The sequence below is a fragment of the Cloacibacillus evryensis DSM 19522 genome (assembly GCF_000585335.1).
Taxonomy (GTDB): domain Bacteria; phylum Synergistota; class Synergistia; order Synergistales; family Synergistaceae; genus Cloacibacillus; species Cloacibacillus evryensis.
The window spans coordinates 3,054,077-3,071,981 of the sequence record NZ_KK073872.1 but is presented as its reverse complement, the minus strand read 5'-3'; the positions used below and the strand labels follow the sequence as shown (position 1 = coordinate 3,071,981).

General features: G+C 56.0%; 20 protein-coding genes. 8 read left to right on the top strand and 12 right to left on the bottom strand.

Going from position 1 to position 17,905, the window contains the following annotated elements:
* Positions 1–11: 11 nt before the first annotated feature.
* From CLOEV_RS13750 to CLOEV_RS13720, 7 genes are all read right to left on the bottom strand, one after another.
* Positions 12–989, bottom strand: a complete 978-nt coding sequence (locus tag CLOEV_RS13750) for a pyridoxal-phosphate dependent enzyme (protein ID WP_245591164.1) — start codon at positions 987–989, stop codon at positions 12–14.
* Positions 990–1,014: 25 nt separating this feature from the next.
* On the bottom strand, positions 1,015–1,395 hold the full coding sequence (locus CLOEV_RS13745) for a RidA family protein (protein ID WP_034444416.1): 381 nt from the start codon (positions 1,393–1,395) through the stop codon (positions 1,015–1,017).
* A gap of 125 nt (positions 1,396–1,520) precedes the next feature.
* A complete protein-coding gene (locus tag CLOEV_RS13740; RefSeq protein WP_084482432.1) occupies positions 1,521–2,126 on the bottom strand; it encodes a helix-turn-helix transcriptional regulator in 606 nt (201 codons plus the stop codon).
* Between the two features lie 314 nt (positions 2,127–2,440).
* Positions 2,441–3,667 carry a [FeFe] hydrogenase H-cluster maturation GTPase HydF gene (gene hydF / locus CLOEV_RS13735; RefSeq protein WP_034444414.1) on the bottom strand — a complete coding sequence of 409 codons (1,227 nt, stop codon included), beginning with the start codon at positions 3,665–3,667 and terminating at the stop codon, positions 2,441–2,443.
* A 1-nt stretch (position 3,668) separates the two neighbouring features.
* Positions 3,669–4,592, bottom strand: coding sequence for an ABC transporter substrate-binding protein (locus CLOEV_RS13730; protein WP_034444411.1), 924 nt, complete (start codon positions 4,590–4,592; stop codon positions 3,669–3,671).
* A 24-nt stretch (positions 4,593–4,616) separates the two neighbouring features.
* The gene (locus CLOEV_RS13725) at positions 4,617–4,880 is read right to left on the bottom strand and encodes a TM1266 family iron-only hydrogenase system putative regulator (protein WP_008709489.1); all 264 of its coding nucleotides are present in this window, start codon (positions 4,878–4,880) and stop codon (positions 4,617–4,619) included.
* A 175-nt stretch (positions 4,881–5,055) separates the two neighbouring features.
* Complete coding sequence (locus CLOEV_RS13720) at positions 5,056–5,715, bottom strand: lysophospholipid acyltransferase family protein (protein WP_008709490.1); 660 nt, start codon at positions 5,713–5,715, stop codon at positions 5,056–5,058.
* A gap of 80 nt (positions 5,716–5,795) precedes the next feature.
* Here CLOEV_RS13720 and CLOEV_RS13715 point away from each other — a divergent pair, with 80 nt between their 5' ends.
* The 4 genes from CLOEV_RS13715 (at position 5,796) to CLOEV_RS16235 (ending at position 8,991) form a co-directional block, all read left to right on the top strand.
* Positions 5,796–6,416, top strand: coding sequence for a DUF502 domain-containing protein (locus CLOEV_RS13715; RefSeq protein ID WP_008709491.1), 621 nt, complete (start codon positions 5,796–5,798; stop codon positions 6,414–6,416).
* Positions 6,417–6,532: 116 nt separating this feature from the next.
* Positions 6,533–7,453 carry a phosphate butyryltransferase gene (locus CLOEV_RS13710; RefSeq protein ID WP_008709492.1) on the top strand — a complete coding sequence of 307 codons (921 nt, stop codon included), beginning with the start codon at positions 6,533–6,535 and terminating at the stop codon, positions 7,451–7,453.
* Between the two features lie 159 nt (positions 7,454–7,612).
* The gene (locus CLOEV_RS13705) at positions 7,613–8,380 is read left to right on the top strand and encodes an alpha/beta hydrolase (RefSeq protein ID WP_008709493.1); all 768 of its coding nucleotides are present in this window, start codon (positions 7,613–7,615) and stop codon (positions 8,378–8,380) included.
* Positions 8,377–8,991, top strand: coding sequence for a M23 family metallopeptidase (locus CLOEV_RS16235; protein WP_008709494.1), 615 nt, complete (start codon positions 8,377–8,379; stop codon positions 8,989–8,991). Before CLOEV_RS13705 ends, CLOEV_RS16235 begins: the two co-directional genes overlap by 4 nt.
* Before the next feature lie 162 nt (positions 8,992–9,153).
* Here CLOEV_RS16235 and pruA read toward each other — a convergent pair whose 3' ends face one another.
* From pruA to CLOEV_RS13675, 5 genes are all read right to left on the bottom strand, one after another.
* Positions 9,154–10,785 carry an L-glutamate gamma-semialdehyde dehydrogenase gene (gene pruA / locus CLOEV_RS13695; RefSeq protein WP_008709495.1) on the bottom strand — a complete coding sequence of 544 codons (1,632 nt, stop codon included), beginning with the start codon at positions 10,783–10,785 and terminating at the stop codon, positions 9,154–9,156.
* A 264-nt stretch (positions 10,786–11,049) separates the two neighbouring features.
* The gene (gene modD, locus CLOEV_RS13690; RefSeq protein ID WP_034444405.1) at positions 11,050–11,886 is read right to left on the bottom strand and encodes a ModD protein; all 837 of its coding nucleotides are present in this window, start codon (positions 11,884–11,886) and stop codon (positions 11,050–11,052) included.
* A gap of 2 nt (positions 11,887–11,888) precedes the next feature.
* Positions 11,889–12,539, bottom strand: coding sequence for a molybdate ABC transporter permease subunit (locus CLOEV_RS13685; RefSeq protein ID WP_008709498.1), 651 nt, complete (start codon positions 12,537–12,539; stop codon positions 11,889–11,891).
* Positions 12,540–12,581: 42 nt separating this feature from the next.
* Positions 12,582–13,310, bottom strand: coding sequence for a molybdate ABC transporter substrate-binding protein (modA, locus tag CLOEV_RS13680; RefSeq protein WP_034444400.1), 729 nt, complete (start codon positions 13,308–13,310; stop codon positions 12,582–12,584).
* 19 nt (positions 13,311–13,329) lie between these two features.
* Complete coding sequence (locus tag CLOEV_RS13675) at positions 13,330–14,028, bottom strand: molybdenum ABC transporter ATP-binding protein (RefSeq protein WP_034444398.1); 699 nt, start codon at positions 14,026–14,028, stop codon at positions 13,330–13,332.
* A 511-nt stretch (positions 14,029–14,539) separates the two neighbouring features.
* Between CLOEV_RS13675 and CLOEV_RS13670 the strand changes: the two genes are divergently transcribed.
* From CLOEV_RS13670 to CLOEV_RS13655, 4 genes are all read left to right on the top strand, one after another.
* Positions 14,540–15,430 (top strand): shikimate dehydrogenase family protein, encoded by an 891-nt coding sequence (locus CLOEV_RS13670; RefSeq protein WP_051485116.1) that lies wholly within the window; start codon positions 14,540–14,542, stop codon positions 15,428–15,430.
* A gap of 15 nt (positions 15,431–15,445) precedes the next feature.
* Positions 15,446–16,264 carry a sugar phosphate isomerase/epimerase family protein gene (locus tag CLOEV_RS13665; protein WP_034444396.1) on the top strand — a complete coding sequence of 273 codons (819 nt, stop codon included), beginning with the start codon at positions 15,446–15,448 and terminating at the stop codon, positions 16,262–16,264.
* Positions 16,265–16,319: 55 nt separating this feature from the next.
* A complete protein-coding gene (locus tag CLOEV_RS16230) occupies positions 16,320–16,778 on the top strand; it encodes a VOC family protein (RefSeq protein ID WP_051485115.1) in 459 nt (152 codons plus the stop codon).
* Between the two features lie 85 nt (positions 16,779–16,863).
* On the top strand, positions 16,864–17,901 hold the full coding sequence (locus CLOEV_RS13655) for a TRAP transporter substrate-binding protein (RefSeq protein ID WP_051485114.1): 1,038 nt from the start codon (positions 16,864–16,866) through the stop codon (positions 17,899–17,901).
* The last annotated feature ends 4 nt before the right edge of the window (positions 17,902–17,905 follow it).

Here is a 17,905-nt window from a genome sequence, read left to right as displayed (position 1 = left end):
TTATGGTATTTTTAAAATAGTTCTTTTAAATAGTTTTGTTGAGAGAATAGTGCGGGCACGCCGCCTGTATGGATGAAACATGAAACTTCATTTTGCTTAAAGGTTTTTTTTCTGAGCAGGTCAAGCATTCCGGCGAATGTTTTGCTTGTGTAAGTATTTTCCAGAAAAAACCCTTCCAGCGATGCCGCTGTTTTTATGGCTTCCGTTGACTCTTTTGTTGGAACGTCATATCCATTTCCCAGATAATCGTCGTAAATTACGGTGTGCTCCCTCCAAGAGTCAGGCGGAGTGTCCAGCTTCAAGTATTCGGACGCTTTTTTATAGATGTTCTGAATTATGTTCGAGAGAACTTGCCTCTTGTATTCTACGCTTATTATGTGTACCGTAAACGGAGAAGACAGCAGCGTGTTCCCAATTAAAAAACCTGCCTCAGTAGTTCCCATGGATCCTGGTATAAAGATATGTTTGAGCCCAACATCGTATTTCTGTGATTGCTCGTAGAGTTCAAACGCGCCCTGTATATACCCTGCTGCACCGACGGTGGGGTCTCCGATTAAATATGGAGTGTGCCCGTCCTTTTTGAGCTGCGTCATTACATCTTCTGCGATCTGATTTCTTTTATCCTCATCGACCTTTCCAATAAAACGGATCTCAGCTCCCAGCAGATAATTCAGGAGAAGATTTCCGGACGGTAAATCTATAGGGTCAGAGCTGTGCAGTATCAAACATTTTATACCCAGCTTTGCGGCGGCTGCCGCGGCAAGGCGGCATTGGTTGGAGACGGGTGCGCCCGCAACCACGATTACGTTGGATTTTTTATCTATAGCTTCCCCCATCCAAAATTCGAGGCTCCGGACTTTATTGCCTCCCAGGCCTAGCGGCATACAGTCGTCTCTCTTTATATAGACCGGACCGCACCCTATCTCTTCCTGAATCCTTACCAGTGGTTCAAGCGCCGTCGGGCTGTTTAGTAGCCGGACTCTTGGCATTTTTAAAGTTTGCATTTTACATGACCTATTGCCTCACTGCGACCGCTTCAATTTCAATCAATGCCCCTTTAGGCAGAGCTGAAACTTCCACGCATGATCTTGCTGGCGCATTTTCGGCAAAATATTTTGAGTATACTTCATTGACGACGGGGAAAAGCGTCATATCCGCAATAAAAACGGATGTCTTTACCACGCTAGACAGAGAAGCCCCCGCTGCGAGGAGGACTGCCTCGAGATTTTTTATTGCCTGATTAGTCTGGGCGGTGATATCATTTTCCACCAGAGCGCCCGATGCCGGTGTGATGGGCAGCTGTCCTGATGTAAAAATCAAATTGCCTGCCAATATCGCCTGTGAATACGGGCCGATAGCTTCTGGTGCTGTTGGGGTTTTTATTACCGTTTTCATAAGTGTTATCCTCCATATTATCCGTATAGATTTTTACGTCTTGTTCCGCTGTCAGAGCCGCGCGCTGACCCTGTCTCAGCAACTATGTGTGTCTGAACCTATTTTGTTGCGCTCAATCCTTAAACTTATGCTTTTTTAATTTCATCTATATAGGTATAAAGGGTATATTTTGATATATCGAGTTTGGCTGCGACCATTTCGACGCTGCCTTTTACGAGAAATAATCCTCTGGCATCCAACTCTTTTACAAAATTGATCTTCTCTGATCTCTCCATTTGAGCTATAGGTTTATTTACTTTACCGAGTGCTGTTTCTATGATATTTCCCACCATCTCATTGATGTCGTTGGTATATTCCTCTTTTGTCGCGTTTGCGGATTCGGGAATAGCCATTAGCTCCTCAAGTGAATGGATGGCTGCGGAGATATTATCCAGGCAATAGTTTATACATAGACAGCCGATTATATGTTTTTTACGATCACGTATAAACGTTGTCGATGATTTTAGGTTCTTGCCATCCTTTGTAGTGGACGGATAAATATACGAATCCAAGACGCCGTCGCCATGTTTTTTCAACAAGTCTATCACATAGTTTGTTATAGGAGCGCCCAAAGCCCTTTTTGTTATCTCCCCGGAAATTGCCACCAGGGATGTTTGTGGCATACTAAGGTCATGTAGTACTACCTCGCAATTTATTCCAAACTGAGAGGCTATAGTATCGACGATAGGCACGAAGGGCCTCAGTGCAGACTTGATATCTTCTTTATATAGGAATATGGTAATTACCCCATTTCATAGTATTTATGTACCGACATAAATTTAGCATAAAAATAATTTTTTGTCTACCAATTTTTTGTCTATCACAATGTGGCATTATTATAAAATATTGCAGGGTTTTATTTATAAATATGGATTAATAATTGAATTATATTTTATGATCATGTGTTAAAGGTTGGAAATGATAAGAAAAAGCAGTTTTACAAAAAAACGAGAAAGATTTATTCAATAATCTTCCTCGCCAATCGTTCTTTTTGTTTTGCACTTGCCTACGCTGGCTTGTGAGCGAACATCTCCGTGACCCGTTCCAGAATGCCGTTCAGCTGCGCGATGGCGACGCCGTAGTTGGTGATTGGCACGCCGGCCTCCTGCGCCTCGATGATGCGGCTCATCAGCTGTTTGCGCGTGAACATGCAGCCGCCGCAGTGGAGGATGAGGGCGTATTCTTTGAGATTCTTCGGAAAGTCGAGGCCGGTGGCTATCTCCGCCGTCAAACTCCCGCCCGCCCTTTCGCGGAGCCAGCGCGGCAGTTTTTCGCGGCCGATGTCTTCGTTGAGCGGCGCGTGGGTGCAGGCCTCGGCGATCAGCACCTTGTCCGTCGGTTTGAGTTTTTCGATCGCCTTCGCCCCTTCGACGAAGGCCGAAAGCTCGCCTTTGCTGCGCGCCATTATTATCGAAAATGAGGTGAGCGGTACCGTGCGCGGCAGCAGCGCGTTGACGCGCGCGAAGACCTGCGAGTCGGTTATCACGAGCGCCGGCGGCTCTCTGAGCGCGGCGAGCATCCCGGGAAGCTGGTCGGCGGTGCAGGTGAGCGCCATGCCTTTGTTGTCGAGGATGTCTCGTATCACCTGTACCTGCGGCAGTATCAGGCGTCCCTTGGGGGCCTGGATATCCTGCGGCGCGACGAGCACGACGGCCTCGCCGGGTTTGAATAGATCGCCGGTGAGCGTCGGGCTCTCAAAGTCCGTCGGCGCGTTCTTGACGATCGCCGAGAGCAGCGCGGCGCGGTAACCCTTGTCTGTCGCCGAGACCGCGGTGAAGGGGATGCCGAGCGCGGCCTCCAGCGCGGCGCGGCGCGGTTCGATCTCCGCCGCGTCCAGTCTGTCGATCTGGTTCATGACGCCGATGACGGTGGTCTTGCGCGCGTGCAGCTCTTCCAGCCACTCTTTCTCAAACGATAGGTCCGCCGTTTCATCCGCGGCTATCACCAGCAGCGCGAGGTCCGTGCGGTCCATCATCTCTTTGGAACGCTCGATGCGCAGCGCTCCCAGCTCGCCCGTGTCGTCGAGGCCGGCGGTGTCGATGACGGCGATCGGGCCTAGCGGCAGCAGTTCCATGCTCTTTATCACGGGGTCGGTCGTCGTGCCTGCGTGTTCTGAAACGAGCGCCGTCCGCTGGGCCGTAACCATATTTATAAGGCTTGATTTGCCCGCGTTGCGCCTGCCGTAGAAGGCGATATGCAGCCGGTTTGAACGCGGCGTCTCCATGAGCGCCATCTTACTTTACCAGCTTCCTGACGTCGTCGATCTTCTTGCGCTGAAGGCCGTTGTCGAGCATGAACTGCTGCGTGCGCACCAGCTCCTCGATGTCGGCCTTGCGTATCCGCGGGTCGAAGTCATACCACGGGTACATCGCTTCGACGCCGGCCATCGGCAGCCCGGTCTCCTTTTGCGTCATCTCTTTCGCCGCCTGGGGGTTTTTCTTCATCCATTCGATACTTTTCTTATGGGCGGCCATGAAGGTCTCTACGGCCTTGGGGTATTGCTTCATGAACTTTTCGGTAGTCGCGATCACGATCGTCGCGTCGACCAGCCCCTCGCCGTTCCTGAGCATCCGCGCGCCGGAGGCCAGCGTGTTGTAGGCCGCCGGTCCCGCCAGCAGGGCGGCGTCTACGCTGCCGTTTGACAGGGCGTTAGCGCCGGAGGGGAGGTCCATCTGCACGAACTGGACGTCCTTTACGCTCATTCCCTCTTTTTCAAGGGCGGCGGCGAGCAGCTGGTGAAGGATCGTTCCTTTGGGCCCGGCGACCTTTTTGCCTTTAAGGTCGCGCACAGATTTTATCGCGGGATCTTTGACAACGATCATGAAAGCCTTCGGCGCGCGCGAGTAGACGCCGACGATCCTGATGTCGAGTCCCTCGGAGGCGGCGAGCAGCGCCGAAGTGGAGCCGAGGCAGCTGGCGATGCCTATCTCTCCCGCCGCGAGCGCGGCGGTCTGTTTCGGCCCCTCCGTGAGTTCGGGAAATGTGAGCGCCACGCCGGGATAGGCCGCCTCAAAGGTCTTGTTGTACTTTGCGACGATCGAGGGAACGTTGAGCGGCGCTTTTACGTAGGTGACGGCTAGCTTCGCGGGGTAGTCCGCGGCGCCGGCGGCGGCCGCGAAGGCCAGTGTCGCGAGAAATGCCATTATCATCCTTTTCATAACTTATCTGCTCCTTCTGCTGAACTATTTTTTTGACATGACGGCCTTGACCGTCACCGATTTGATTTTGCCGAGCTTCCCCGTCAGCGCGCTTATCTGGTCCGGCACGCCGTCGAATACCACCGAAATGACGTTCACCCCGCGCTCCCTGTAAGGTATCCCCAGCCGCCCAACGATGAGGCCGCTGAAATTATGCAGCGCTTCGTTCACCTCGCGGACGCTCTCCGGGTCCTCGACGATGATCGCTGCGACGCCGATCCTGTTTTCCTCTCTCTTTTCCCCGTCCATCACATCACCTCCGCCTTAAAAAATAAAAGAGCCTCTCTCCCACGGGAAAGGGCTCTTTCTGTAATCGAATGCGGCCGTCCTTTCCCCTCCCGCGGAACATTTCCCCGGGAGCGGAAGCCTTCTCTATAAATTGAAACATTTCCAATATTATAAATCAAACCGGCGCAAAAACAAGCTAGTCCAGCGGATACTTCTCCTTATCCTTCGCATCCTCCGCCTTGTAAAATTCCTCTATCTTGTCGAGGATACAGCGGCGTTTTTCCTTCTCCGTCAGCCCTTCCGGCAGCGAGGCGGGATCGATCGGATCGCCGAAGGTCACCGTCAGCTTGCGGGGACGCGGGAATTTCATCCGCGGCGACAGCGCGCGGTAGGTGCCGGAGACGTATGTCGGGATCACGGGAGTCCCAGTCTTGAGCGACATGATCGCGACGCCGCCCTCGAGCGGCTGCAGACGCCCGTCCTCGGTCCGGTGTCCCTCGGGGCAGATGAAGACGTTGTAGCCCTCTTCAAGAAAGCCCATCACGAGGCGCAGCAGCGCGGCGGAGCTGTTTTTGTTGTCCGGCGAGACGGGCACGGAACCCATCGCGCGCAGGAAAGCTCCGAAGAGCGGAAAGGAAAACAACTTCGCCCAGGCAACGAATTTCAGATATTCCGGGTAGAAGGCATAGCCGACCAGCGGCGGATCAAGGTAACTCGCGTGGTTCGGCGCGACGATGACCGTGCGGTCCCGCGGGATTTTATCCTTCCCGTATATCGACAATCTGTGGTAGAGTGTAAAATATATAGACACTAAAAAACGCGTTATGCAATAGACCCAGTTTCTTTGAGTTTTCACGCGGACGCCTCCCTCTGTTTTTCTGACGATAGAATAACGCAGAGCGGGCGTAATTGACAAGCCTAGGAGCAGTGATTGTAATGGATCCGGATAAAAATAACGACACGGCAAAAAAACCTGATAAAGGCAATGTGAGTTTTATGGGCAGGCTGGGGCGCGACTTTTTTCTTGGCTGTGTGGCCTTTCTGCCGCTCGCGCTCTTCATCTTCCTCTTCTATTATCTGATATACTTCTTTGAATCTATCGGCTCCGTGATCTTCGGCATCACCCAGTCGCGCAGGACGACGGTGGCGATCAGCGTCTTCCTCGTCTTCCTCCTCATCTACATCGGCAGGAAGCTGCGCCGCCGCGAAAGGTCGATCCTGAACCTGCTGGAACAATTCATCATCACGAAGATCCCCGTGGTCGGCGGCTGGTATACGACCTTCCGCGACATCCTTCAGACCTTCACGGCGCGCGGCGGTGAAAACAGCTACCTCGGCACGGCGAAGGTCCCTGTGGCCGGCGGCTACATCATCGGCTTCGTCTCGCGGCGCGAGGTGCTGGCGGACGGCACGGCGCAGCTGACGGTCTTCGTCCCTACCTCGCCCAACCCCACGACGGGGCTGGTCTTCTTTTTCCCCGAAGAGGAGGTCGAATATTTGGATATGACCCCCGAGAAGGCCTTCACGAAAATAATATCGCTCGGCGTAAAATCGTAAGGTTAATTGCGCTAAAAGATTCTACAAATAAAAAATTTAAGTGTATAATGAATCACATATCTTTAGTAAGCTCTGGCTCCAACACCGGGCCGCAAATTCAGGGAGGTTTTTTACAGATGGAACAGATTCGTAATCTCGATCAGCTTTTGGAATACGCCAAGGAAGTCGGACCGAAAAAGATCAGCGTCGCCTGCGCCGAAGACACGGAAGTGATGGAAGCGGTGGAGAACGCCCGCAAGGCCGGAATCGCGAACGCATTCCTCGTCGGCAACGCCGATAAAATCAAAGAAGTCGCCGACAAACTCGGCGTGGACCTCGCCAACTATGAAGTCATCGACGAAAAGGGCGGAGAGGCCGCCTCGGCCCTCAAAGCCGTTGAACTCGTCTCCAGCGGCCAGGCGCAGATCGTTATGAAGGGCATGGTCGCCACCGCCAACTTCCTGCGCGGAGTCCTCAACAAAGAGAAGGGGCTTCGCAGCGGCAAGACGCTCTCGCACGTCTACATCCATCAGGTGAAGGGCTATGACCGCGTATTCTTTATCTCGGACCCGGCCTTCAACATGTATCCCGAACTTAAGGTAAAGATCGACATCGTCAAAAACGTCGTCGAGCTCGCCCACGCCTTCGGCGTCGCCTGCCCGAAGGTCGCCGCCCTAGCCGCGGTCGAAGTTGTCAACCCCGACATGCCGCCGACCATTGACGCGGCGATCCTTACGCAGATGAACCGCCGCGGCCAGATCAAGGGCTGCCTCATCGACGGCCCCCTCGCGCTCGACAACGCCGTCTCGCCCGAATCGGCGCACCACAAGGGGATCAAATCAGACGTCGCCGGATATGCCGACATCCTCCACGTCCCGACGATCGAGTCCGGCAACATGCTTGCCAAGGCCATCGTCTACTTCGCGGAAAACAAGACGGCGGGCATAGTCCTCGGAGCCAAAGCCCCGGTGGTGCTCACGAGCCGCGCCGACTCCGCGGAAGCGAAGCTCCTTTCGATCGCCTCGGCCTGCGCGCTTGCCGCACATCAGGGAAAATAGAGATATAACGTCATTTGCGTCTTAACTTTGGGTTTGCCGCTCCCGCGCCGTATCGTTACGCGGCCGCGCGCGGCGGACCCAAAGCTATTCAGGCAACTGGCATCTCTGATCCCTGCTGATCATTCGGCCTTTGGCGAAAATTCCCGCACAATAAAAATAATGGCAGACAGATTCAAAAATGAAGTGACCATCCTGCCCGGCAGCTTCGGCACCCGGGAAGTGAAGCTGAGCCGCCTCTATCCCGAGACGGAAAACGGCACGCATGTGCTGTTGCTCCACGGCGTCCACAGCAGCGCAAACCTGTCGGCGCACAATAAATTCCGCCATCTTGCCTGCATACTGGCGGAGCGGGGATTCACTCCCTGGCTCTGCGAGACGAGCAGGCGGCCGGTGGACCGCGAAGACTACAACGACAATATCGCGGGCTGGGCGATGGACGCTTTCCGCGGCAAAAACTTTAAGAATGAACTGGACGACTGCGCCGCCGCGCTTTGCCATGTGGAGTCCCTGTCTCCCGCGAAGCTGTGGATCTGGGGTTTTTCGCTCGGCGGCATAATCGCGCTGGCGCTTGCCTGCGGCAGCGGGGCCCCGATCGAAAAGGTCATCGTCAGCGGCACGGGGCTCGTTTCGATGCCCGAGGCGGAACGCACGATGATGTCGCTGCCGATCCTCTCGACGCTGCGGGAGACCATCGATCCCGACATGCTTGACGACGTCAGGGCGAAAGAGGCGGTGGCCTTCCGCGGCACGAACGACGGTATCTTCTCCGACGCCGCCTGCCGGTCGCTGCTCGCGGCGATAAACATACCCGAAGAAAATAAAAAATATCTCGTGATAGAAGGAGCTGACCATTCGATGAAAATGCGCAACGGCAGACATGATTCAAAGATCATGGATGAGATGCTCTCCATGTTGACTGGTCAATGAAGTTGTTCCCAAAGGCGCGCGCCGTTCTCCGCGCGCTGCCGCTTCTGTTGATGCTGTTCGCCCCCGCGCCGCTTTACGCAGACGGGGTCGACTACCAGGAGTTTCAGGAGGACCCGCTTGAGACGGCGATAAGAAAGCTTGCCTCGCCGGGAGATGTCGAGTGGGACAAAGAAGAGATGATTTCGGGCGGAGCGCCTGATTTTATAAAAAACATGAAATGGCCGCTCGAAGGCGGCGCCTTCAGCCGCGGATTCAGCCGCCGGAGGCCAAACCATTCCGGCGTGGACCTTCTCGCCCCGAAGGGCACCCCGATACGCGCCGTGCTTGACGGCATCGTCGAGGTCGTTTCAAACGGAGGGGCGGGCTTCCGCGGATACGGCAAAGTCGTCGTCATAAACCACGACGGCAAGCTATGGACCCTCTATTCGCATAATTCCTCCAACGACGTCAAGGTCGGGCAGCGGGTCAAGCAGGGAGACGTGATCGCCAAAGTGGGGCGGACGGGCCGCGCGACGGCGAACCACCTTCACTTTGAGGTGCGCAACGCGAAGGGTACGCCGCTGGACCCGCTGAAGTATCTGCCCAAAGACGGCACGCCGCCAAAACGCTGAAACGCGCGCAAATATCAAACATTTTCCTATGACAATATAAAAAAGCCGGCGTGGGCGCGCCGGCTTTTTCATGTCGCCGCATTGCTCAGATACGGCGTTATCCAGTTGGGAGAGCGGTATAAGCGTTTTTAACCGGCGGAACATGCCGTTCCGGCCGCTTTTCTATTCCTCCAGCATGTAGGGGTACTTAAAATCATGCGGGGGCAGGAGATTTTCTTTGACCGTTCTCGGCGAGCACCAGCGGATCAGGTTGAGTTTGCTGCCGGCCTTGTCGTTCGTTCCCGAGGCTCTCGCGCCGCCGAAGGGCTGGAGGCCGATGCTGGCGGCGGTCGTCTTGTCGTTGATATAGAAGTTCCCCGCCGCGTATCTAAGGATGCTCTCCGCCTTGTTTATCGCGTCGCGGTCGGTTGCGAAAACCGCGCCGGTCAGCGCGTAGGGGGAAGTCTCATCGCAGAGGTTGAGGGTCTCGATATATTTATCGTCGTCGTAGACGTAGATGGTGAGGATGGGGCCGAATATTTCCTCCTCCATCGAACGGAAGCGCGGATTCGTCGTCTTGATCACCGTCGGCTGCACGAAATAGCCGACGCTCTTGTCGCCGGCGCCGCCGAAGAGTATCTCCGCTTCGGGGGAATTTTTCGCATACTCGATATACTCCATGCAGTTGTCGAAAGAGGCCTCGTCGATCACGGCGTTGACCAGGTTGCGGAAATCGCGCGGGTCGCCCATGCGCACCTCCGGCATCATCGCCTTGAACTCGGCCAGAAGCTCTCCCCAGCGGCTCGCGGGCACATAGGCGCGCGACGTCGCCGAGCACTTCTGTCCCTGATATTCAAAAGAGCCCCTGATCAAAGCCGTGGAGGCCGCCTTTATATCGGCCGAGGAGTGGATGAACAGGAAATCCTTGCCGCCGGTCTCGCCGACCAGCCGCGGGTATGAACGGTAGGTCGAGAGATTCTCGGCGACGCCCTTCCAGAGGCTGTTGAAGACCTGCGTCGAGCCGGTGAAGTGGATGCCGGCGAGATCCTTGCTGTTCAGCACCACCTTGCTGCCGACGGAACCGGGGCCGGGCATGAAGTTCAGCACGCCGGCGGGGACGCCAGCCTCCATGAATATCTTCATCAGATACCAGCTTGAGAGCAGCGAGGTCGTCGCAGGCTTCCAGACGACGGTGTTGCCCATCATCACGGGGGCCATCGGCAGGTTCGCCGCCAGCGCCGTAAAGTTGAACGGTGAAATGGCGTAGACAAAACCCTCGAGCGGGCGATACTCAAGCCGGTTGATGACGCCCTCCTCGGAGGCCGGCTGGTCGCCGTAGAGCTCGTTCATGCAATGGACGCCGAAACGGAAATAATCTATCGTTTCGCTCGCCGCCTCGATCTCGGCCTGCCATACGCTCTTGCTCTGCCCCATCATCGTGGCGGCGTTCAATATATAGCGATACTTTTTGTCTATCAGCTCGCCTATCTTCAGCGCGATGGAGGCCCGTTCCGTCCAGGGCATGTCGCTCCAGCTCTTGTGGGCGGCGGTCGCCGCCGCGATCGCGCGCTCCATCTCTTCCGCTCCCGCCTTGTGATAGACGGCCAGCTTATGCGCGTGGTCGTGCGGCATCACGACCTTGCCGGTGTTGCCGGTGTAAATAAATTCGCCGTTTATGACGAGGGGTATCTCGGCGACCTCGGATTCGATTTGCCTGATAGCCTCTTTGAGCAGCTCTCTTTCGGGACATCCGGGGGCATAGCTCAGTGAGGGTTCATTTTCCGGCCTTGCAAATTTGAATAGAGCGTTGTTCATTTGGTGTCTCCTTTTGAAAAATATTAAACGCAACCATGTTGCATAAATATAATATCACGATATATCCCACGATTCAAATATCATAATAAAGTAAAAATGAACAAAATCGGTCATTTTAGTGATTAATAAGGAAAAAAACACCAGTTTTGGAATCCGTCATATTGGCTTCGCGGATAAAACAGGACGCCTGCGCCTGCCCCTCCCGGGGTTTACGGCGCGGCGTCCATTATCCGTATAGGTTTCTCTATATTTGTTTCGCCCGGCCTACGCGCGCGAAAACTTCATCTTGATATCCTCCGGCTTGCCGAAATAGACCCAGGAGGTCACGAGTACGTCGACGCCCGTCGCGGCGTACTCGGCGGCGTTCGCGGCGTTTATGCCGCCGGCGGCGGCGATGACCGCCCGCGGAAACTCCGCCTTTGCCTCTTTAACGAAGGCAGCAAGCTCCGCCGGCGCGAAGCGTTCGCACTGCACCATATCGATGCCGGCACGCAGATAGCCCATCGCCTCCTCGGGGCTCTCCGCCTCCGCCTCGATCTTCTTTTCGGGGAAGGCCGCCGCCATTTTCGGGATCAGCGCGATGAAATCGTCGGCAAAGATCCGGTGCTGGTCGAAGGCCAGTATCGAATCCGAGAGGCCGAGGCGGTGCAGCGAGGCTCCGCCGGCGAGCGCGGCCTTGAGCGAGAGCGCCTTGGCGCCGGGGAAGTGCTTGCGCGTCACCGCGACGTGGACGGCGGGATTTACGGCGCGCGCCGCCGCGCTCATCTCCGCCGTGCGCGTAGCGATGCCGGAGGAATATTCCATCACGTTCTGCGCGAGCTTATAACAGGCGTGGAGGCGCCCAGCCGTGCCGCGCGCGCGGAGGCATATCCCGCGCGCCTCCGCGCGCGTGCCGGATGGTTTCAGCACTTCGGCCCGCGCGCCGCACCTCTCAAAGATCCGCGCCGCCTCCTCGACTCCGGCCAGCACGCACTCCCTTTTGGGGAAACATTCGACCAGTCCCGGCGCCTCCTCGATACCCATCGACATCGTCGTGAGGTCCATGAGCTGCAGGTCCTCGCCTATCAGCCCGTCGATATAACCGTCGGAAATATAAAACATCGTCAGCTCTCCTTTTGCAGTCTGTCCAGAATAAAATAGATCGCCATGCTGACCGAGCCCAGCAGCAGGCAGAGGCTGGTCGCCTCGTCGAAATCGCCGCGCGAGACGCTGTTGAAAATCTCCAGCGACAGCGTGTTTGTGCGCCCGGCGATATTGCCGCCGAGCATCATCGTGACGCCGACCTCTCCCGAGGCGCGCGCCACCGCGAGCAACAGTCCCGAGAGGATGCTCCGCTTTGCGAGCGGCATCGTCACGAAGAAAAACGTCTTGACGGGGCCGCAGCCCAGCACGCGGGAAGCCTCTTCGAGCTTCATTATCCCCGGGCTTTGGAATGCCGCCTGCACGGGGCGCACAAAGAGCGGCAGCCCCGCGACAAAGGCGCTCAAAATCACCGCTCCGGTCGAAAAGACCAGCCGCAGTCCCAGATAATGCTCGAACGGAGCCCCCAGAGGGCCGTTGCGTCCGAGCAGCAGAAGCAGCATATAGCCGAGCGCGATCGGCGGGAAGACGAGCGGCAGCGTGATAAAAAAGGCCGCCGCCTTCGCGCCCGGCGAACGCGAACGGCTGAACCAGTACGCCGCGGGCAGCCCCAGCGCGAGAAAGAGCGCCAGCGCCGCGCCGCAGCTCGTCAGCGTCAGCCTTATGGAAAACAAGAGAGCGGGGGAAAAAAGCCCTTTGATGCGGATCTCTCCCCGCTACTGCACGCCGTGCTTCTTCATTATGGCTCCCGCCCTGTTACCGCCGAGGAATTTAAGAAAATCGGCGACGGCCGGGTCGTTCTCCGCCCCTTCAACGACGGCGGCCACCATCTCGATCGGCGGATAGCCCGAGGGGATCTCCAGCGAGCCGCCGATCTTATCCTTGCCCGCGCGCGCGACGACGCGGTTCACGAAGCCCGCGTCCATCTCGCCCGATACCAGATAAGAAAAGACCTGCGGTACGGTCGAGACCTGCGATACCTTCGGCGCTATCTTCGCCCCGAGGCCGGTTGTTTCAAGATACTTCGCGGCGGCGCGGCCGTAGATCGCCGCCTTCGGATCGGGATAGGCGACCGACTTCACCTTATCGCCCGTCAGATCGTTCGGCGAAGAGAGTTCTATCCCCTTGCGCCAGGCCAGGACCAGCACAGTCGCTCCAAGCGGCTGCATCTTCGCGATCCTCACGTCAGACTTCGCGGTTTTCAGCGCTCCCTTGTCGCTTATCACGACATTCACGCCGTTGCCGGCCTCGATCTGCGCGAGCATCTGGCCGATATTGCCGCCGTATACCTCCTGCACCTGTTTGCCGGTATCGCTCTTATAGGCCGCCGCCAACTCCTGGACCATCTTCATATAGCCTGCTCCCGTGGTGACGGCGGGCGTTGCGGCGCGCGCCTCCGCGCAGAAAACCAGCAGGACGAGCAGCGCCGTAAGTAACCTTTTCATCGATAAATCCATCCTTTCATTATTCCTGACATTCGCGAGAGGCACTGCCGCCTCTCCCCATCAATCCAGCGGGGCTTCCGCGCCCCTTCACCCGGCCCTCTTCGATCAAAATCACATTTTTCGCGAGCCGCATTACCTCCTCCCTGCTGTGCGTTATATAAATTATCGGGAGGCCGAAATGTCCCGGTATCCTCTCGATATAGCCCATAAGGTCGTCCCTGCGCGCCTCGTCGAGCGACGAAAGCGGCTCGTCCATAATAATGAAATTTTCCGCCGCCAATATCGCGCGCGCCAGCGAAACGCGCTGGCTCTCGCCGCCCGAGAGCGTGTCGGGGCGGCGGTCGAGCAGCGCCGAAATGCCGAAAATCTCCGCCGTCCGCAGGAGATCCGCCTTCGTCCGCCTGCCTCCGGCAAAAGAGCCGTAGGCGAGATTCCTCATCACCGACATGTGGGGGAAGAGTCGGTGCTCCTGAAAGACGAAACCGATCCCGCGCCGCTCGGCGGGAATGTTCACGCCGGCGGCGGAATCGAAGAATACAGTCCCGTTAAAGGCGATCCTGCCTCGGTCGGGCGCGAGCAACCCCGCCATGAGCTTTGCCGCCGTGCTCTTTCCCGCGCCTGACGGCCCGACGAGCGCCGTGATCCCCGCCTCAGCGATATTGGCCCTCACCTCGAGCGAAAAGCCGCCGAGCCTTTTTACGACATCGATCTCCAACATCCGCCCCACCTCAAATAAAAACGCAACTTAACTGTGTTGCATTATAGCAGAAAAGGCGCGCCTCTTCAGGACCGCCGCCGCGCGCTGCGTTCTGCCAAAGCACACGCCGCTGCAAACGGCAAAGCCGGCCGCGCCGGCGGCCATCGGAGCGTCTATGTCCTGATCTTCGTTGACACGTTTGCCCGGCGCAAACTCCGACAGCACTTTGTTTTCTCCCGGCGGAGCATCGCCCCCGTATGGCACTTTTTAAAGTACCATTCTGGTGCTTGACAATCCACACCATATTAATTAAGGTATACCTATTAAGATTAATAAATATTTTATATAAATAAGTGTGCGTTATATATATTAGAAATTTTTATATAAGGAGTGGTGTGGCATGAAGAAACCGGCAAAGCGCGTTAAGCAGGTGGAAATAAAGCCTGCGGATATCTAAATCATGACGAAAAGGCCTAAAAATAATTTTAGTGAAACAGAAACAGCAAATCCAAAAGAGAGAAGTGATCTAAAAATGTTCAATTCGACAGTCAACACAAAATTTATCGGGCTTTTCGGCAATCCGCTGGGGCAGAGCGCGGCGGCATATCTGCACAACAGCGTCTATCAGGCGCTGGGCATGGACTGTTTTTACGCGCCGTACGAAATTGAAATGGAGGACCTCGAGCATGTCGTGAGGAATCTCAAGCGGTTCCATTTCGGCGGCGCCTCCGTGACGATGCCCTTCAAAACTGTCGTCTACAAGTACCTGGACGGCCTTGACGAATCGTCGCGCTGTACGGAGGTCGTCAACACTATCGTCGTCGACGGGGAGGGACGGCTCATCGGGTACAACACGGACGGCTCCGGTTGTGTCAAGGCTTTTGAGACGCGCTGCGGTATGAACATCGCCGAGCATAAGTTCCTCATTCTCGGCGCGGGCGGCGCGGCGAGCGCGGTGGCGGCGGCCCTCGCAAAGAGCGGCGCGAAGGACCTGAAGGTGCTCAACATCAAAGAGGACTTCGCGCTCGCGGAGAAGCTGCAAAGCAGAATAGAGATCTTCTATCCGGGCCGCTGCACCGTTGATTATATGAATGACGAAACGATAGAGAAAAATCTCGCCGACTACGACGTCGTCGTCCATGCGACAAAGGTCGGGATGTACCCTAAGTCGGACGCGGTACTTTTCAATACGGAGTGGCTTTCGCCCGCGCACACGGTCTGCGACGTTGTCTACGTTCCCGCGGAGACGAAGCTGCTTGCCGAGGCGAAGGCGCGCGGCTGCGCGACGCTTTCGGGCCTTTGGATGAATATCAACGGCGCGATAGAGCAGATGCGCCTCTGGTTCGGCATTGAGGCCCCGGCCGATTTCATGTATCTCGCCGAGATGAATTTCCTGCGCGCGCAGGGCCGGCTCAAATCATAAGAGCGAAGAAAAGGGATGAGAAAGTATTCGCTCGTACATCTGACAAGAATGTGCTGGACGCTGCCGGAGATGATATATAACGCGGCCGCCGCGGGCTACGACTATGTGAGTCCGCGGACGATCAACCGCGGCGCGCCGGCGGAGCTGGTCCACGACATCGCTTCCGACAGGGAACTTTTCGCGCTTACGGAGCGGGCGGTGAAGGAGACTGGCGTTCCCATCATCGATATCGAGTTGATAAAAATCAACGATTCTATAAAGGATATCCGCGAGTTCGCGCCCGACCTTGAGGCGGCGGCGTGCCTCGGTGTGAGGAACCTGACGACGAATATCTGGACGGGGAACGTCTCGTTCTACGAAGAAAAGTTTGCCGGGCTCTGCGATCTCGCCGCCGAGTTTGAGATGTCGGTCAATTTGGAATTTGTAACCTGGTCCGACGTTAAGGATCTGAAAGAATCCCTCGCGCTCATAAAAAAGACTGGCAGGAAGAACACGCGCGTCGCCTTCGACCTGCTCCACACCTTCCGTTCCGGCGTTACGCCGGAGGAGGTCGCCGCCTGCCCGCGCGAACTGATCGCCCCGGTGGCCCACATCTGCGACGCGCCCGCCGAGATCGACCCGCGAGGCCTTGCGTACACGGCCGGCAATGAAAGGCTCTATCCGGGCGAAGGCGCGCTGCCCGTCGCGGAGTACGCGGCGGCGCTGCCGCCGGAGACTGTCTTGGGCCTTGAGATACCGCACGCGGAACGCACGAAGCGGCTTGGGGCGGAGGAGCATGTAAGACGGGTGCTTAGCCGCTCCAAGAAATATTTTGCGGAGCACGGCATCGCATAGCGCGGTTTTGGACGGCGTCATATAGATTAAAAACTTACAACTTGAGGTGAATATCATGAAGATAGCGGCAAAAAGATTGAAGCAGGTAGGCATGGTGGTGACGGATATCGACAAGGCAATTGAGCATTGGGTCGGCCTTGGCGCGGGGGAGTTCCGGAAATTTTTCCTGAGTTCCTCACGCGGCACATGCGGCCCGGTATTTAAGAACGGGCGTCCCCATCGAATCGAATCGAGCATGGCCGTGGCGGATTTTAACGGTGTGCAGATCGAGCTGATGCAGCCGCTCGACGACCAGAGCATCTATTATGATTTTCTGCAAGAGTGCGGCGAGGGGCTTCACCATCTCTGTTTTGACACCGACGATATCCCGTTCGACGAATTGAACGCCTATATGAAGAGCAGATACGGCGATCCGACATTCAACGGTATCGGGGCGCTGACGCAGTTTGCCTACTACGACTGCCGCAAAGAGATGGGGACCTTCATCGAAGTCGTGACGAAGAAGCCGGAGTAACCTTCCCCGCCGCGGTATAAAACGAACGGAAACGTCAATCGGCATAAACGATTGAAAAAATAAAATTGTAAAGGGGTATGGATTTATGAAGAGGAATATTTATGGCGTGATCTTAACGGCGACAGCCGTCATTTCGATGGTATTCGGCGGTATTTTCGGAGGCGCGGCCGCCGCGGCGGAAATCAAGCCGAGAACGATGGTCTTTCACTATGCGGGGCCTCTCGACTGTACGAACGCGCGTTTTGCCAACAATTTTAAGGAACTGGTCGAGAAAAAGAGCGGCGGGAAGCTTAAGGTCGACGTATTCGGACAGAATATTCTCGGCACGGATATCGACTGCCTTTCAACGATGAAGGTCGGCAAGGTGGACTTCATGGTCACGGTTCCCGCGATGGTCGTCAACGTCATCCCCGCGCTTGCCGTCTATGACATCCCGTTTACCTTCAAGGACGTCAAATCCGCGAGGAAGGCTCTGGCCGACCCTCAGTGGCTCGCGGTGATAGGCAGGGAATATGAGAAGGCCGGATATCATCTGCTCTCGACGACAGATTCCAACTTCCGCATCATCTCGACTAATAAGGAGATCAAGAGCATCGGCGATTTCAAGGGTATGAAGCTGCGCACGATGGAAAACAAAAACCATATCGCCTTCTTCGAAGCTTTGGGCGTGAAGGCGACGCCACTCAACGCCTCAGAGGTATACCTTGCGCTGCAGCAGGGAATGCTTCAGGGGCAGGAGAATCCGTACAGCCAGGTCTATGACAAGAAGCTTTACGAGGTCCAGAAGTATGTGACCAACAGCAACCATATCTTCCACAATATAATATTCTTTACGGGACAGGCGACATGGAAGTCGCTGCAGCCCGAGGCGCAGAAGATAATAGCGGAGGCGGCCAATGAGACGGCAAAGATGATATGCGAATATTCCGATAAGTCGGAAGAGGGCTTCCGCGACAAGCTTGTCAAAGAGCGCGGCATGAAGTTTATTGACTTTGACAAAATTCCCGGCCTCAGGGACCAGCTTCGCAAAGCCACGCTCAAGGGAGCCAGGGAGCGCGCCGCAAAGCAGGTCGATCCGAAATTGCTTGAAGCATATCTTAAAACATGCGGCATAAAAGACTAAACGG

Coding starts and splice junctions, on each gene's coding strand:
- CLOEV_RS13750 (WP_245591164.1), bottom strand. CDS start 989: ATGCCAAGAGTCCGGCTACTAAACAGCCCGACGGCGCTTGAACCACTG.
- CLOEV_RS13745 (WP_034444416.1), bottom strand. CDS start 1,395: ATGAAAACGGTAATAAAAACCCCAACAGCACCAGAAGCTATCGGCCCG.
- hydF (WP_034444414.1), bottom strand. CDS start 3,667: ATGGCGCTCATGGAGACGCCGCGTTCAAACCGGCTGCATATCGCCTTC.
- CLOEV_RS13730 (WP_034444411.1), bottom strand. CDS start 4,592: ATGAAAAGGATGATAATGGCATTTCTCGCGACACTGGCCTTCGCGGCC.
- CLOEV_RS13725 (WP_008709489.1), bottom strand. CDS start 4,880: ATGGACGGGGAAAAGAGAGAGGAAAACAGGATCGGCGTCGCAGCGATC.
- CLOEV_RS13715 (WP_008709491.1), top strand. CDS start 5,796: ATGGATCCGGATAAAAATAACGACACGGCAAAAAAACCTGATAAAGGC.
- CLOEV_RS13710 (WP_008709492.1), top strand. CDS start 6,533: ATGGAACAGATTCGTAATCTCGATCAGCTTTTGGAATACGCCAAGGAA.
- CLOEV_RS13705 (WP_008709493.1), top strand. CDS start 7,613: ATGGCAGACAGATTCAAAAATGAAGTGACCATCCTGCCCGGCAGCTTC.
- CLOEV_RS16235 (WP_008709494.1), top strand. CDS start 8,377: ATGAAGTTGTTCCCAAAGGCGCGCGCCGTTCTCCGCGCGCTGCCGCTT.
- pruA (WP_008709495.1), bottom strand. CDS start 10,785: ATGAACAACGCTCTATTCAAATTTGCAAGGCCGGAAAATGAACCCTCA.
- modD (WP_034444405.1), bottom strand. CDS start 11,886: ATGTTTTATATTTCCGACGGTTATATCGACGGGCTGATAGGCGAGGAC.
- modA (WP_034444400.1), bottom strand. CDS start 13,310: ATGAAAAGGTTACTTACGGCGCTGCTCGTCCTGCTGGTTTTCTGCGCG.
- CLOEV_RS13675 (WP_034444398.1), bottom strand. CDS start 14,028: ATGTTGGAGATCGATGTCGTAAAAAGGCTCGGCGGCTTTTCGCTCGAG.
- CLOEV_RS13670 (WP_051485116.1), top strand. CDS start 14,540: ATGTTCAATTCGACAGTCAACACAAAATTTATCGGGCTTTTCGGCAAT.
- CLOEV_RS13665 (WP_034444396.1), top strand. CDS start 15,446: ATGAGAAAGTATTCGCTCGTACATCTGACAAGAATGTGCTGGACGCTG.
- CLOEV_RS16230 (WP_051485115.1), top strand. CDS start 16,320: ATGAAGATAGCGGCAAAAAGATTGAAGCAGGTAGGCATGGTGGTGACG.
- CLOEV_RS13655 (WP_051485114.1), top strand. CDS start 16,864: ATGAAGAGGAATATTTATGGCGTGATCTTAACGGCGACAGCCGTCATT.